Source organism: Roseateles sp. SL47 (assembly GCF_026625885.1).
Taxonomy (GTDB): domain Bacteria; phylum Pseudomonadota; class Gammaproteobacteria; order Burkholderiales; family Burkholderiaceae_C; genus Roseateles.
Genome location: NZ_CP113068.1, coordinates 649,997 through 663,867 on the forward strand (window position 1 = coordinate 649,997; position 13,871 = coordinate 663,867).

14 protein-coding genes are annotated in these 13,871 nt (G+C 67.8%); 6 read left to right on the plus strand and 8 right to left on the minus strand.

Annotated elements, in window-relative coordinates; all coding sequences use genetic code 11:
- Positions 1 to 5: 5 nt before the first annotated feature.
- The 3 genes from OU995_RS02815 to OU995_RS02825 form a co-directional block, all read right to left on the minus strand.
- A complete protein-coding gene (locus OU995_RS02815; RefSeq protein WP_267833834.1) occupies positions 6 to 485 on the minus strand; it encodes a low molecular weight protein-tyrosine-phosphatase in 480 nt (159 codons plus the stop codon).
- A 2-nt stretch (positions 486 to 487) separates the two neighbouring features.
- A complete protein-coding gene (gene rpe, locus OU995_RS02820; protein WP_267833835.1) occupies positions 488 to 1,195 on the minus strand; it encodes a ribulose-phosphate 3-epimerase in 708 nt (235 codons plus the stop codon).
- A 96-nt stretch (positions 1,196 to 1,291) separates the two neighbouring features.
- On the minus strand, positions 1,292 to 2,206 hold the full coding sequence (locus tag OU995_RS02825) for a substrate-binding periplasmic protein (protein ID WP_267833836.1): 915 nt from the start codon (positions 2,204 to 2,206) through the stop codon (positions 1,292 to 1,294).
- A gap of 57 nt (positions 2,207 to 2,263) precedes the next feature.
- Here OU995_RS02825 and apaG point away from each other — a divergent pair, with 57 nt between their 5' ends.
- From apaG to OU995_RS02840, 3 genes are all read left to right on the plus strand, one after another.
- Positions 2,264 to 2,638 carry a Co2+/Mg2+ efflux protein ApaG gene (gene apaG / locus OU995_RS02830; RefSeq protein ID WP_267833837.1) on the plus strand — a complete coding sequence of 125 codons (375 nt, stop codon included), beginning with the start codon at positions 2,264 to 2,266 and terminating at the stop codon, positions 2,636 to 2,638.
- Positions 2,638 to 4,692: a site-specific recombinase gene (locus tag OU995_RS02835; protein WP_267833838.1), complete on the plus strand. Its 2,055-nt coding sequence runs from the start codon at positions 2,638 to 2,640 to the stop codon at positions 4,690 to 4,692. The genes apaG and OU995_RS02835 overlap by 1 nt, the downstream gene beginning before the upstream one ends.
- A 202-nt stretch (positions 4,693 to 4,894) precedes the next feature.
- A complete protein-coding gene (locus tag OU995_RS02840) occupies positions 4,895 to 6,109 on the plus strand; it encodes a murein transglycosylase A (RefSeq protein ID WP_267833840.1) in 1,215 nt (404 codons plus the stop codon).
- A gap of 32 nt (positions 6,110 to 6,141) precedes the next feature.
- Here the strand turns inward: OU995_RS02840 and OU995_RS02845 are convergent, their stop codons facing one another.
- Complete coding sequence (locus OU995_RS02845; protein ID WP_267833842.1) at positions 6,142 to 6,423, minus strand: DUF427 domain-containing protein; 282 nt, start codon at positions 6,421 to 6,423, stop codon at positions 6,142 to 6,144.
- A gap of 11 nt (positions 6,424 to 6,434) precedes the next feature.
- Here OU995_RS02845 and OU995_RS02850 point away from each other — a divergent pair, with 11 nt between their 5' ends.
- Complete coding sequence (locus tag OU995_RS02850) at positions 6,435 to 6,704, plus strand: hypothetical protein (protein ID WP_267833843.1); 270 nt, start codon at positions 6,435 to 6,437, stop codon at positions 6,702 to 6,704.
- 62 nt (positions 6,705 to 6,766) lie between these two features.
- On the opposite strand, the gene OU995_RS02855 is transcribed toward OU995_RS02850, so the two are convergent.
- A complete protein-coding gene (locus OU995_RS02855) occupies positions 6,767 to 8,497 on the minus strand; it encodes a GDYXXLXY domain-containing protein (RefSeq protein ID WP_267833845.1) in 1,731 nt (576 codons plus the stop codon).
- Positions 8,498 to 8,508: 11 nt separating this feature from the next.
- On the minus strand, positions 8,509 to 9,453 hold the full coding sequence (locus OU995_RS02860) for a DUF2157 domain-containing protein (protein ID WP_267833848.1): 945 nt from the start codon (positions 9,451 to 9,453) through the stop codon (positions 8,509 to 8,511).
- A 113-nt stretch (positions 9,454 to 9,566) separates the two neighbouring features.
- Here OU995_RS02860 and OU995_RS02865 point away from each other — a divergent pair, with 113 nt between their 5' ends.
- Positions 9,567 to 10,235 (plus strand): dienelactone hydrolase family protein, encoded by a 669-nt coding sequence (locus OU995_RS02865; RefSeq protein ID WP_267833849.1) that lies wholly within the window; start codon positions 9,567 to 9,569, stop codon positions 10,233 to 10,235.
- 112 nt (positions 10,236 to 10,347) lie between these two features.
- On the plus strand, positions 10,348 to 11,805 hold the full coding sequence (locus OU995_RS02870; protein ID WP_267833850.1) for a M28 family peptidase: 1,458 nt from the start codon (positions 10,348 to 10,350) through the stop codon (positions 11,803 to 11,805).
- A gap of 66 nt (positions 11,806 to 11,871) precedes the next feature.
- Here OU995_RS02870 and OU995_RS02875 read toward each other — a convergent pair whose 3' ends face one another.
- A complete protein-coding gene (locus tag OU995_RS02875) occupies positions 11,872 to 12,261 on the minus strand; it encodes a methylglyoxal synthase (protein WP_267836156.1) in 390 nt (129 codons plus the stop codon).
- Between the two features lie 100 nt (positions 12,262 to 12,361).
- A complete protein-coding gene (locus tag OU995_RS02880; RefSeq protein WP_267833852.1) occupies positions 12,362 to 13,795 on the minus strand; it encodes a glycoside hydrolase family 18 protein in 1,434 nt (477 codons plus the stop codon).
- Positions 13,796 to 13,871 lie beyond the last annotated feature (76 nt).

A 13,871-nucleotide genomic window follows, 5' to 3' on the forward strand; every position in this document is an offset into this window, starting at 1 on the left:
CTTGCTCAGACGTCGAGGAAGTGCCGGTCCAGATCGGCCGGCCGCGGCCAGGCCAGCACCCGGGCTTCGATCAGGTCCATTACCCGCTCGAAGCCTTCGGTGGTGCCGAAATACGGGTCCGGGACCTCGTCCCGCCCCAGGCCGGTCATGCCATGCAGAAACAGACCCACCCGGGCCAGCGACCGGGCCGGCCGCTGCGCCAGCAGCCCGCGCAAGACCTCGCGGTCCATGGCCAGGATCAGGTCATGCTGATCAAAATCATCCGGACGCACCCGGCGCGACCGCCAGCGTCGGTCCAGGCTGTAGCCCCGCTGGGCCAAGGCCTGCACGGCACGCCGATCCGCCTCCTGCCGCTTGGACGCCGCAAAAACGCCTGCTGAAGCCACCTCGCTCAGGCCCAGGCTGGCGGCACGGGACCGCAACACAGCCTCGGCCATGGGAGAGCGGCACAGATTGGCCGCACAGACCAGCAGCAGGCGGGTCAAGTTCAGCGGGCCAGCTCGGCGCGCATGGCGTCGATCACGGCCTTGTAGTCGGGCTTGCCAAAGATGGCCGAGCCGGCCACGAAGGTGTCGGCCCCCGCATCAGCAATCTCGCGGATGTTGTCCACCTTCACCCCGCCGTCGATTTCCAGGCGGATGTCGCGGCCGCTGGCCAGAATCATGGCCTTGGCCTGTTGCAGCTTCTTCAGCGCCGAGGGAATGAAGCTCTGGCCGCCGAAACCCGGGTTCACGCTCATGATCAGCACCAGATCGACCTTGTCGATCACCCACTCCAGCACATCCAGCGGCGTGCCGGGGTTGAACACCAGGCCGGCCTTGGCGCCTTCACCCTTGATCAGTTGCAGCGTGCGGTCCACATGCTGGCTGGCTTCCGGATGGAAGCTCACCAGATCGGCCCCGGCGCGGCAGAAGGCCTGGGCCAGCGCGTCCACCGGCTGCACCATCAGATGCACATCGATGGGGGCCGGTGTGCCGTCCGGCTTGACCGCATGTTTCTTGAGCGCTTCGCAGACCATCGGCCCGAAGGTCAGGTTGGGCACGTAATGGTTGTCCATCACGTCGAAATGAATCCAGTCCGCGCCGGCGGCCAGCACCTGGCGGACTTCGGCACCCAGGTTGGCGAAGTCGGCGGACAGGATGCTGGGAGCGATGCGATGGGTGGGGGGCGTGGCGGAGGGCGTGGCGGAGGTCATGGCGGAAGGCCGCAGGGGCGGGTTGGAACCGGAAAGACCGTGATTGTAGAAAGGCCGGTGGGATTGGCGTCGGGATGCGGGCGATGGTGGAGGCGCTCAGCGGTAACGATCCACGATACGGCCCAGTTCACCGCTGGCCTGCAGCTGACGCAGCCGCTCCGTCAGCCGCTCCACCGCCGGTTCGGGCAGGCGGCGGGAGACGGCGGCCAGTTGGGGCTGCTCGTCAAACGCATGGGGGCCGAATTCGATCAGGGCGCCCTGGACACCGGACAGCCGCACCGCATGCCGCAGTGCCACATCCTGCCCATACACCGCATCGGCCCGGCCGCGCAGCAGCATCTGCACCGCGTCCACTTCGGAGCGGGCCGCCTCCACATGCGCCACATCGGCCTGCTTCAGCGTCACCGCCAGCTGGCTGCCCTGCACCAGCAGCAAGGGCCTGCGCCTGGCAAACGCCCGCAGCGCCGTCCAGCTTTGCGGCGTCGGGGTGCCCGCCCGCACCATCAGCACATGCCGAACGCGATACAGCGGAATCGGCAGAAAACGCATCATCTCCCGCCGCCGTTCCGACGGCAGCAGGCACAAAAACACATCCAGTTCATCCGAGGCCAGCATCAGCTCCAGCCGCCGCAGCGGCACCGTCCGGTCCAGGCCCTCCAGATGCAGATGAGGGTCGAGCCGCTGCAGGGCCACGGCGATCTCGGTACACAGGCCGGGGTGATCCCGGTCGCCTGGGGCGTACTTGAGCAGCGAGCCGCTCTGGGCGGCGCTGCGCAGCGTCAGTGGGGCCGGCGACACGGTGGTCGCCCCCAGGGGCGGAGGCGGCAACACCCGGGAGGGCCCGGGAGGACTGGCGGCCAGGGACAGGCTCGCCGATGCGGCCCCGGCGGCCTCTGCCCAGAGGGTGGCCGACGCCCCGGCCAGCGCGCCGGTGCAAAAACGGAGCACACAACCGCGCCGCGACAAGCGGTGTGCGGGCGTCGCATCAGCCGAGCGCTCGGGTGTCTCCATGGGTTCTGCAAATGTGTGATGGTCAGCATAAACCAAGCCCACCCTAGAATCGACGCAATGGCACATCCGCACTTTCACTGCACCGTGGTCGTGGAACCCCTGGCCGAACATACCGTCCCCGAGCGGGGCCAGTATGCGTTCAGCTACACCATCACCATCGAAAACCAGGGCGACGTGGCCGCCCAGCTCATCGGCCGGCACTGGACCATCACCGATGCCAATGGCCACACCCAGGAGGTGCAGGGTCTGGCGGTGGTGGGCCATCAGCCGCTGCTGCAGCCGGGTGAGCGTTTTCAGTACAGCTCCTGGGCCCAGATCGCGACCAAGCAGGGCAGCATGAGCGGCCGCTACCTGTGCGTCACCGACGCGGCGCAGGTGTTCTACGCCGACGTCCCGGAATTCCTGCTGGCCGAGGCCGGCTCGCTGCACTGATGCTGAAGCAACGCGGCTGGGATCTCACCGCGCTGCTCAACGCGGCGCATCCACAGGCGCCGCTTGCGGAGCGCAATCTCTGGCTGGTCCGCCTGGTGGACTGGCTGCGGCGGGCCCCGTTGAAGGACGTTCGTGCCGCGCCGCCGGCAGCCGACCCCACGACAGCTGGCAGGGCCGCCCCCACCGCGACGGCCCACGCCGTCCCCGCCGCCGACTACACCCCCCTGCCGGTGCGGCGGCTCAAGCATCTGCTGACCCTGCTGGAACGCCACCCGGAGCATGCCCAAGCCTTCGCGGGTGTGATGGCCAGCGTCTGGGCGGAAACCGACGCGATCAGCTTGTTTGCAGAGGTTGGCTTTGCGCCTCGCATGGCCCTGTGGGGCGAGTTTCTGGGCCGCCTGCGCCGACGCCTGCTGCCGATGACGGCCGACACCCGCGACCTGGCGGAACTGTTCGAGTTGCTGTTCCATGACGAAAACGATCCGGACTGGATCCGCGCCATCGACGATGAACTGCTGGAACGTCTGAGCCTGCTGTTTGCCGGTGCGCCCGAAGGAGACTGGCGTGACGAAATGCGCGCGGCCATCACCGTGCTGGTGAGTTCGGTCCGCTCGGCAGGTCTCTCCGGGGCGCTGCGGGTGCGCATGGATTCCAGGCGCCTGGTCAGCCGCCCCTTCCGCAATCTGGCAACCGCCTGGGAGCGGGTGGAACATTCGCTGGAGGACGAGGACCGGACCCATCTCCCCGCCCAGCTGCAATACCTGCGCGCCCTGCTGGATGAATGCCGCACGGCGGTCGGGTCGGTGCCGGACCATCTGGAAGAACACGGCGTCTCGGTGGACCTGATGTTTGGTGTGGAACAGATGCAGGCCCGTCTGCGCCGCATCGAGGAACTGCTGGACTGCCTGCTCGCGGCCCATCCGCGCCGGGAGTTGCTGCGCCTGGTGGGCAACCTGGTCCAGGTGGTGCATGAACGCCGCAGCATCCGCACCTTGTTCGGCCGGCACTATTCGCTGCTGGCCCGCAAGGTGGCCGAGCGCAGCGCGGAAACCGGCGAGCACTACATCACCCGCAACCGCGAGGAATATGGCGACATGCTGCGCCGGGCCGCTGGCGGCGGTGTGGTGATTGCCGGCACCACCTTTGCCAAGTTCGCCATCATGGCGGTGGGCCTGTCCGCCTTCTGGGGGGGCTTCTGGGCCGGCGCCAACTATGCGATCAGCTTTGTGATCATCCACCTGCTGCACTGGACGGTGGCCACCAAGCAGCCGGCCATGACGGCACCCGCGCTGGCAGAAAAGCTGCGCCACATCGACAGCGAATCGGGGCTGCAGAGTTTTGTGGATGAGGTGGCCCACCTCTTCCGTTCCCAGACCGCCGGCATCATCGGCAACCTCGCCCTGGCCGCACCGGTGGTGCTGGGGGTGCAGTTGCTGGCGGGGCTGGTGTTCGGTCGGCCGCTGGTGGGGGCGAAGGAGGCGGAATATGTGCTGCACAGCCTCACCGTGCTGGGCCCGACGCTGTTGTTTGCGGCCTGTACCGGCGTGCTGCTGTTTCTCTCCAGCCTGATTGCCGGCTGGGTGGAGAACTGGTTTGTCTTCTTCCGGCTGGACAGCGCCATTGCCTGGAATCCCCGCATCGTTGCGGTGCTGGGCAGCAACCGCGCCCGCCGCTGGTCGCAGTGGTGGCGCGAGAACATCTCCGGGCTCACAGCCAACATCAGCCTGGGCCTGATGCTGGGCCTGGTGCCGGCCCTGCTGGGCTTTTTCGGGCTGCCGCTGGAGGCGCGCCATGTGACGCTCTCCACCGGACAGTTGGCGGCGGCTGCGGGCGCGCTGGGGCTGGACGTGGTGAAGCACTGGCCCTTCTGGTTGTGCGTCATCGGCATCCTGGGCACCGGCCTGTTGAATGTGGGCGTGAGCTTCACCCTGGCCTTCCGGGTGGCGCTGCGGTCTCGTGGCATCAAGCTGGCGGACCGCCGCCGCGTGCGCGCAGCCATCTGGGGCCGCATCCGCAATCGGCCGCTCAGCTTCTTCCTGCCGCCCAAGGAATGATCAGCGCTCGTGGTCGTCCGGGCGTTCGCCGCCTTTGCGGCCGGAGAACATGGTCCACCAGACAATAAAAACGAGCAGCGCCAAGGCGCCTAAGGCCTCCATCAGAATCACGCTCATGATGTATTGCGGTCTCCTTCGCCCGGGCTCTGGGGTCCATCGAAACGTCCTGCTCAGGCCGATTCGTGCCTGCCGCCCCACGGCGGTGCTGACGATTCTAGGCCTGCTGGCCGCCTGCGCTGCACCGCCGGTGGTGCGGGAACCCGGGAGTGCCGGGCCGGCCACGCAGGGCTCCGGTGCGAGCCGGCCTGCCTCGCCCGGGGCCCCAATGGCGCCGCCCGCGTCGGTGCCAGCGTCTCCGGCAGCCCGCGTGCCTGTGGACCCAGCCCGGCTGCTCAATGGGGACATGGACACCACGCCGCGCCGCAGCCTGATGCGGGACCGCGCCCGCTGGGTGGAAGCGCAATGGAATGAACTGCCCGGCTGGGGGCAGGACCGTGCGCTTGAATGGTGGCCGGCCCTGCTGCGCGGCTGCGAGCGGCCGATGCCAGGCTGGCAGTCGTTCTGCGCCGAAGCGCTGCGCCTGCGCCCATCGGACGACTGGGTGGTCACCACCTGGTTGATGAAACGGCTGCAGCCCTACCAGGTGGAATCGCTGGACGGCGAAGCCAAGGGCCTGGCCACCGGTTATTACGAACCGCAGCTGGAGGCGCGCCGTCAGACTGCCGGGGAGTTCCGGGTGCCCCTGCTGGCGCCGCCCCAGGACCTGTCCACCCGCAAACCCTACGACACCCGCCAGCAGATCGAAACCAGCAACCGCCTGAACCGCTTCAGCCTGGCCTGGGTGCAGGACCCGCTGGATGCGCTGGTGATGCAGATCCAGGGCAGTGGCCGCCTGCGGCTGCTGGAGCCGGATGGCAGCAGCCGCTGGGTGCGACTGTCCTTTGCGGCCCACAACGAACAGCCCTACCGGTCGGTCGGTCAGTGGTTGGTGGCGCAGGGGGAACTGCGGCCCGGGGAGGCGTCCTGGCCGCTGATCAAGGACTGGGCGCGGCGCAATCCGCAGCGGCTCAAGGATGCCTTGTGGGCCAACCCGCGTTATGTGTTTTTCCGGGAAGAGCCGCTGCTGGACCCGGCCGTCGGGCCCAAGGGCGGCCAGGGCGTGCCGCTGACACCTGGCCGCTCGATTGCGGTGGACAAGGCCAGCATCCCCTACGGCACACCGGTCTGGCTGGACACCACCGAACCGCTCTCCACCACCCCCTTGCGCCGTCTGGTGATGGCGCAGGACACCGGCGCCGCCATTGTGGGCGCCGTGCGGGCGGACTTCTTCTGGGGCTGGGGCGAGCAGGCCGAAGCCAATGCCGGCCGCATGAAGCAGCCCTTGCGTCTCTGGGTGCTGTGGCCCCGGGACAGCTGAGCCGCCCCAAGCTCAATCCACCTCAATCCACCTCAATCGACGACTTGCACGCCCTTCCAGAAGGCCACCCGGTCCTTGATGGCGGCCGCAGCTTCGCTGGGCTCCGGGTAGTACCAGACGGCATCCGGGTTCATGTCACCGTTGACCAGCAGGCTAAAGTAGTGCGCCTGGCCCTTCCAGGGGCAGGAGGTGCGGTGATTGCTGAAGGTGGTGAATTCACGCTTCAGGGACGCGGCGGGGAAGTAGTGATTGCCTTCCACCACCACGGTGTCATTGCTCTCGGCGATCACTTCGCCGTTCCAGATTGCCTTCATCAAAGCTCCTCGTGCTTAAACGTTATTACGCCCATCGGGGCAAAGACATCTTCATCACCTCCGGGTCCGCCCGCGATCTTGCAGCGGGCAGCTTCGGCGTGTGTGCCATCGGCGGTGGGGCCGAGGGCTGGTCGGTGGTGCATGTCGGGCCGGAGGGCGATGTCGCCGACTTGGGTGGGGACTACTACTTTGCCACCGCTGAAGAAGCCCTCGCCTTCGCCCGTGAAATCATCGACCTGTTGATCGATGGGGGTGAGCCCGAAGGTTTGCAGGAGGATTGACCGGGTCCATCCAGGGTGAGCCGGTCCGCCCATGGCGCCTCGGCCGCTGGATCACGCCTTGATCAGAGCGGCCGCAGATCTTCCCCCACCAGGTTCACCAGCAGGGCCCGACCGTCCGGCAGCAGCCGGAATTCCCCATATCGCGCGGCGGACCATCGCTGCTCCTCCCCCTGGCGGAAGTACCAGGCATCGGTGACGAAGGTCCAGCCACTGCCGGAGGGGGAGAGCTCCAACAGCACCATGCCGGCCGGCACGGCCTCGCCCGGCTGCAGCAGGCGCGGGGTTTGCACAATGCCTCGCGCATCCAGGGTCGCCGCCACACGGGGACGCTGGCCCCACAGCAGGCGGTTGGCACGCCAACTGCTGAGGCCGGGCAGGGCGTAACTCAGCCGCATGTAATCGCCCTGCATCAGCGAGCGGGGGTCCACCGGCGCGAGCCGCACAAACACCGGCTGGCCCTCGTCGATCAGTTGTTCCTTTTGCAGGATCAAGAGATTGACCGTGATCAGCACCAGCAGGCCAAAAGCGCCGATGGCCGCCAGGGCCCATCGGCGAGGCGCAGGTGACAGCGGAGCCGGTATGCCAGCGGGGCTAGATCCACACGTTGCGCTGGGTACACCCGGCGCGCTCTGTACGCCCTCAGCGCACTGTGCACCCGACGCGCCCGATGTGCCATGAGCGGCCTGCGCTTGAAGCGCGCCCACGAGGCCCACCGCCGCAAGCGCGGGCGCCGCGACCGCCATCCATCGCGCCCAGGCAGCCAGCAAGGCACCAGCGCCCACCATCACCCAGGCCTTGTCCTGTAGCGGCAGTTGCCAGCTGTAATAGAAGCTGCCCAGGACCCACAGCGCCGCCACGGCCGCGAGCAAGGCCAGGGTCCAGCGGCGAGTGGCCAGCATCAGTGCCAGCACCACCACCGAGCCGCCCAGCACCGGCATCTGGGTGGCCACGGCGGCGATCACTGCCACGGGCGGCAGCAGCCGCCAGGCCTGGGCCGGTCTCCAGGCGCGCACCAGACCGCCCGCCCCGGCCAGCACCAGAGCCGCCGACACGCCGCCCCTGGTGGCACGCGCCCAATCGATGCCCCCCGCCGTGCGAGCCCCTTCCGTCTGCGCCCACGAATGAATGGACAGGGAGCCGCTCACCAAAAAGGCGGCGCCGGCCAACCACATCAGCATCAGCAGCAGCACCACCCACCATCCGCTCAGGGCCGGTTCCATCACGGCCGCCCACCGAGCCCCACGCGCGTGGCCTCCGATCCGATGCTGAGCCGCCATCAAGCCCAGGCCGATCCCTATGGCTGCGTGTACCTGCGCCCAGCCTTCCAGCGCGCCGCCCTCAAAGGCGGTGACATGCCAGAGCAGCATCATCACCAGCACGGCAGCCGCCGCGCCAAGCAGTTGCCGCATCCACGACAGCGGCAGAGCTTTGATGAGCACCACCGACATCAGCAGCCCCGCCGCTTCCAGTTGCGGATCGCTCAGGCTGCGATCCAGGGCATGGAGCAGACTCACCAGCCCTGTCAGCAGCAAGGGCACGCCGAGTTGCTCCAGGAACAGGGAGCGTTGTTGCCCCCGCAACAGCGTCACTCCCAGCCCCGTCATCAGCAGCCCCACAAAATAGTCGTTCGGGCCCTGCGCCCAACTGGCGCCAAACAACAGGGCCAATGCGCCCACCAGCGGCACCACGGCGATCCAGGCCGCCAGACCGGTCAACGCCACAACGGGCCAGGGCCGAGGCGACACCGCACTGGCACCCCCCGCAATCAGGCCCTGCGCTTGGGCCTCATGCATCCATGGGGCGCTCACCCTTGCACCCCCGTGCTGCGGACGCGCCGCACAATGAGCTGCACGCTCCCCGCCAGCAACACCGCTGCAGTGCCGCCCAACACCAGCAGATCAACCACCGAATCCAGGCGCCTGCCGTGGAACTGCCAGGCCACCAGCACGATGTTGAGGGACAGCGCCAGCAAGCTCATGGCGTACACCTCACGGTGCCACCAGGCCAGGCTAAGCGCCACGATCAGGGTGCCAAGACTCCACCAGAATTGCGGTGCAAGCTCCTTGTGGAACACACTGCCCAGGGCCAAGGTCACCACCAGCACACTGCCGGTCAACACGGACATGCGCCACGCCCACGGTTGTCCTGTGCGCACCTCCCGCCAGGCCATCACCAGGCTCAGCAACAGGCTGGCGCCCAAGCCGGCGCCATGAACAGGCAGCGTGCTGGCCTCGAAATGCCAGCCATGCCCGCCGAAGGTCTCGACCCACAGGCGGATGGCCAGACTGGTCACCACCACCCAGGGGGTCCAGATCAGGTCGGACCCCACCGCCAGCGCCAAGGGGAAGGCCAGACCGGCCCATAGCGCAAACAGCGTCCAGGCATCGGCCCCGGTCTGATAGGTCTGACCAAAATAGGCCAGCAGGCCGCCGAGGGTGAGAAAGGCCAGCAGCCCCAGCGGCCCGCGCCATCCCGGTCGCACAGCCGCGCCCAGCAGGCTCACCACCAGCAACCCCTCCAGCAGGCCAAAGCGCGCCGCACGCCCCAGCGTGTCCCAATTGGCTGCGACCCAGAGGATCACCCCAAATCCGATCAGCCCGGTGGCCAATACGCCCGTACCGCGCCGCAGCCAGGTCCACAGGCCTGCGGGGGGCTGCCCGGCGCCGCTGAGCTGCCATAAGCGGCGTGCGCTGATCGCATCGAGGCCACCTTGGGCCGTCCATTGGTACAACTGCTCGTGCAGACTCACTGATTCCTCCTCAGGATTCGTCCGCTGATCGCGGTCGTCTTGTGGACCTTGATGATACGGACCGGCGCCTTCATCCGGGACGCCGGTGATGCAACTGATCGATGGAGAACCCCATGGGACAAATGATCGAATTCAGCCGCCCGGACGGCGGCAAAAGCGCCGGCTGGCTGGCCTCGGCCGGTGCCGGTGCACCGGGCCTGGTGCTGATCCAGGAATGGTGGGGCCTGGCGCCGCACATCAAGAACATCGCCGACCGCCTGGCCGAAGCCGGCATCACCACACTGGCCCCGGATCTCTATCGCGGGCGTCTGGCCTCCAGTGCGGATGAAGCCAGCCATCTGATGAATGACCTGGACTTTGGCGACGCCACCCGGCAGGACCTGCAGGGCGCGGTGAACCATCTGAATCAGCTCGGCAGCGCCAAGGTCGGCGTGATGGGCTACTGCATGGGTGGCGCGCTGACCATCGCGGCGGCGGTGCATGTGCCGCAGGTGGCCGCTGCGGTCTGTTATTACGGCATTCCGCCGGCGGAGTTCGCCGATCCGGCGAAGATCAAGCCGCCCTTCCTGGGCCACTTCGCCACCCGGGACGACTGGTGCACGCCGGAGAAGGTGCAGGAACTGGAAACGCGCATGACCGGCGCGGGCCTGCATCCGCAGATCCATCGGTATGAAGCCGACCACGCCTTCTCCAATGTCACCCGGCCGGACGTGTACGACGCCAAGGCCGCGCAACTGGCCTGGGACCGCTCGCTGGCGTTCCTGAAGCAGCATCTCGCCTGAGCTTGACCCCGCCTGGCAGCAGCCGTCCGCGCGCCATCGTCCGCGCGCACCGTCTGCTCGCCAGGCATGACGGCTCTCCCCTTCCGCCACCTTTGCTTCGCCTCAACCGCCCATGCGTACAAATGCCCTGGCTCATGCCGCTGCCCTGACCCTTGTCCTCCTGTCCGGCGGGGCCTTGGCCCAGAACGCCAAGGGCTTCAATCCCAACGGCAAGGATCCTCTGGACCCGCGAGTGGCACCGATGCTGGCGGAGGTATCCGCCAGCCGCATTGAGCAGACCATCCGCACGCTGGCCGCCTTTGGCACGCGCCACACGGCCTCCGAGACCCAGAGCGACACACGCGGCATCGGCGCCGCCCGCCGCTGGATCGAGCGGCAATTGCGGGACTGCAGCGCCCGCACCGGGGGCCGATTGCAGGTCACGATGGAAGCCTTCATCGAGCCGGCCGGCCGTCGTCTGAGCCAGCCGACCGAACTGGTGAACGTGGTGGCCACGCTGCCCGGCGCTTCCGCCGGCACGCCGCGTGAACGGGTGCTGGTGGTGAGTGGCCATTACGACTCCCGCAACAGCGATGTGATGGATGCCAAGGGCGAGGCGCCGGGCGCCAATGACGACGCCTCCGGCACGGCAGCCGTGATGGAAATGGCCTGCGCGATGGCGCGGCAGAAGTTCGATGCCACCTTGGTGTTCATGGCCGTGCCGGGGGAAGAGCAAGGTCTGCTGGGGGCGCAGGAATGGGCGCGGCGGGCAAGGGCGCGCAACCTGAATGTGGAGGGGATGATCACCAACGACATCATCGGCAGCTCCCATGGCGACGGTGGGCAACACGACGCCAAGCGCCTGCGGCTGTTTGCCGACGGGTTTGACCCGGTGCTGCGACAGTTGGTGAACACCGGCAGCAACCGCACGCCAAGTGATGACGAGACCAACACCAACGCCGCCATCCGCGCGCAGTTGCAGCCGCTGGCGGTGGCCGGCGGGGGAGACGACCTGCCCACGCAGCAGTTCGCCCGCCATTTGAAGGCGCAGGGCGAGCGCTATCTGCCGGGCTTCAGTGTCGATCTGATCGAGCGCCGTGACCGCTATCTGCGCGGCGGGGACCACCTGCCCTTCCTGGAGCGCGGTTATGCCGCCGTGCGCTTCAGCGAGCCGTTTGAGGACTTCCGCCATCAGCACCAGGACCTGCGCTCCGACAAGGGCGTGGTGTATGGGGACCTGCCGGAGTTCGTTGACTTTGCTTATGTGGCCGATGTGGCCCGGGTCAATCTGGCCGGGCTGGCCACGCTGGCCTGGGCTCCGGCGCCGGTGAAGGACGCCCGCATTGATGCGCGCGAGCTGACCAACGACACCACCCTGCAATGGGCCGCCAGCCAGGATCCGGAACTGGCGGGTTATCGGGTGGTGTGGCGGCGCAGCGGCATCCAGCAGTGGGAAGGCGCCAAGGATGTGGGCATGGCGACCCGGGTCACCCTCCCGCTCTCCAAGGACAACCTGATTTTCGGTGTGCAGGCCCTGTCCAAGTCGGGCCATGCCAGCCTGGCGAGTTATCCGTTGCCGCTGGCGCGCTGAGTCTGCCCTTCATCACGGGATGCATCCCGCCCGCCACAGGCATGGCGCAGCGGGGCCCGCTTCAACTCAAACCATCAACCCGCGCAGCAACAGCCGCGCGCTGGACACGTTGGTGGCGCACGGGACGTCATGCACGTCACAGGCGCGCACCAGCGCATTGATGTCGGGTTCATGCGGCTGGGGCGTCATCGGGTCACGCAGGAACACCACGGCATCGATACCGCCCACGGCCAGGCGGGCACCAATCTGAAGGTCGCCCCCATGTGGCCCGGACAGCATGCGTTCAACCTCCAGGCCCACCTCCGCCTGCAGGCGCGAGCCGGTGGTGCCGGTGGCGACCAGCTCGCACTGCTTGAGCAGTCCGGCGAATTCGGTGGCCAGCACCACCATCTCGTCCTTTTTTCCATCGTGGGCAATCAAGGCGATGCGCAGGCGACGGCCGGCCACGTCCTGCATGTCGGCGGTGCCGGATTCAAGGGCGGTGCTGGCGGCAGCAGTTGGGAAGGAAGCAGATGCAGTCATGCCGTGATGGTAGGGCGCGAACGGGCCGGGCGGGTTACTGATCAGGTTCTTTCTGGGCACCCTGTGCCCGCATCCCCAGATTCATGGCGTTGAGCAGGTCGCCGTTGTCCTGGCTCAATTCCCAGGCGAACACACCGGCCAGACCTTCGGCGCGCGCTGCCCGCGCCTTGGCCCAGACCGCGCGGGGGTCGTCATAGCCCAGCCATTGGTGATTGCCGGCATGGAAAAGCGACCAGGCCTGCGTGACCGGGTCCCACACCGCCTTGTAGCCGCGTCGGCCCCGCCCCTGCCGGTCCAGCAGACGGCCGGCAATCTCCCGATACGGCGTAGCGCCCTCCCCGTCCGGAAACACACCGGTCTTGGCCGCGCCAGCGCGGGGCTGTTGAACGCCGGTGAAACCGCGTCCGTACATCGCCACACCGGCCACCATCTTGGCGGATGGCACCCCCGCCTCGCGCAGATTGCGGATGGAGCGCAGCAGGCTGTCGTCCGCATCAGGGGCGGAACTGGCCAGGGTGCTGTGATGCCCGGCGACCGGCGACCAGCCGCCGTAGAAGTCGTAGGTCATCATGAAGACCAGATCGAGTGCGGGCGCGGCCTGACGGAAGTTGATGCGCTGCACGATGGCTTGTGTCGTATTGACCGCCATCGTCACCAGATAACGGCGCCCCGTCTCCTGGCCGAGGGCATCCAGGGCGTGCCGCAGGTCCGTCAGCAGATCGGCATAGGCCTGACCATCCTGCGGGCTGCCCAGCGGGACACCATGGGCGGAACCGTTGTCTCCGGGATGCTCCCAGTCGATGTCGATGCCGTCAAAGGCGGGATGCTCGCGCAGGAAACGCTGGGCGGAGGCGACGAACACGGCGCGCCGGGCCGGGTCATTGGCCAGATGGAAGAACGGGTCGGAGCCGCCCCAGCCCCCCACCGATGCCAGCACTTTCACCTGGGGCGCTCGCTGTTTGTAGCGTGTGAACACCTCGTTGAAGCGGGTTTCCAGGCGGCTGACCGCCAGCTCGAAGTCTGGCCGCCCGTGGCAGTGGGCCGCGTCCTTGGCCAGTTGGCCGGGACCGCAGAGGCGCAGGAAGGCGTAGAGGATGTGGGTGAGGTTGCCGGGAGGCACCGGGTCGATGAGCGATTCCGGCATCCAGTTCGGCACGTAGACGCCAACGACTCCGGACGGGAGGGCCGGGAATGGGTGGGGCTTCCCGGTGAAGAGAATGGAAGGGGCGGGGGCGGGGGCGGCGGCGGGGGAGGAAGAGACGGCGGTGGCGATGGCGGCGGCGGACGCTTCAGGGCCCGCAGCCACTGCAGTGGCGGGTGCTGTGATGGGTGCAGGGCTGGCGGCCCATGATGCAAGCGGGAGCGCAGTTCCCACCGCCACAGCCAGCACACGCACGGTGACGGACACGCGAGCCGATAGCCCGGACGCCAGAACAAAAGGATCAACAGCAAGGCGGCGGCAGAACATGCGATCAGACTCCGGGACGGACAGTGCCTGAGCCTATCGCATCAAAACTACCAGTCAAATACCAATTAACCACAAG

What these genes read in the sequence shown, in the direction of transcription:
- OU995_RS02855 (WP_267833845.1), bottom strand. Translation starts at nt 8,497, where the DNA reads ATGCATGAGGCCCAAGCGCAGGGCCTGATTGCGGGGGGTGCCAGTGCG.
- OU995_RS02825 (WP_267833836.1), bottom strand. Translation starts at nt 2,206, where the DNA reads ATGGAGACACCCGAGCGCTCGGCTGATGCGACGCCCGCACACCGCTTG.
- apaG (WP_267833837.1), top strand. Translation starts at nt 2,264, where the DNA reads ATGGCACATCCGCACTTTCACTGCACCGTGGTCGTGGAACCCCTGGCC.
- OU995_RS02870 (WP_267833850.1), top strand. Translation starts at nt 10,348, where the DNA reads ATGCGTACAAATGCCCTGGCTCATGCCGCTGCCCTGACCCTTGTCCTC.
- OU995_RS02835 (WP_267833838.1), top strand. Translation starts at nt 2,638, where the DNA reads ATGCTGAAGCAACGCGGCTGGGATCTCACCGCGCTGCTCAACGCGGCG.
- rpe (WP_267833835.1), bottom strand. Translation starts at nt 1,195, where the DNA reads ATGACCTCCGCCACGCCCTCCGCCACGCCCCCCACCCATCGCATCGCT.
- OU995_RS02845 (WP_267833842.1), bottom strand. Translation starts at nt 6,423, where the DNA reads ATGAAGGCAATCTGGAACGGCGAAGTGATCGCCGAGAGCAATGACACC.
- OU995_RS02865 (WP_267833849.1), top strand. Translation starts at nt 9,567, where the DNA reads ATGGGACAAATGATCGAATTCAGCCGCCCGGACGGCGGCAAAAGCGCC.
- OU995_RS02880 (WP_267833852.1), bottom strand. Translation starts at nt 13,795, where the DNA reads ATGTTCTGCCGCCGCCTTGCTGTTGATCCTTTTGTTCTGGCGTCCGGG.
- OU995_RS02875 (WP_267836156.1), bottom strand. Translation starts at nt 12,261, where the DNA reads ATGCAGGACGTGGCCGGCCGTCGCCTGCGCATCGCCTTGATTGCCCAC.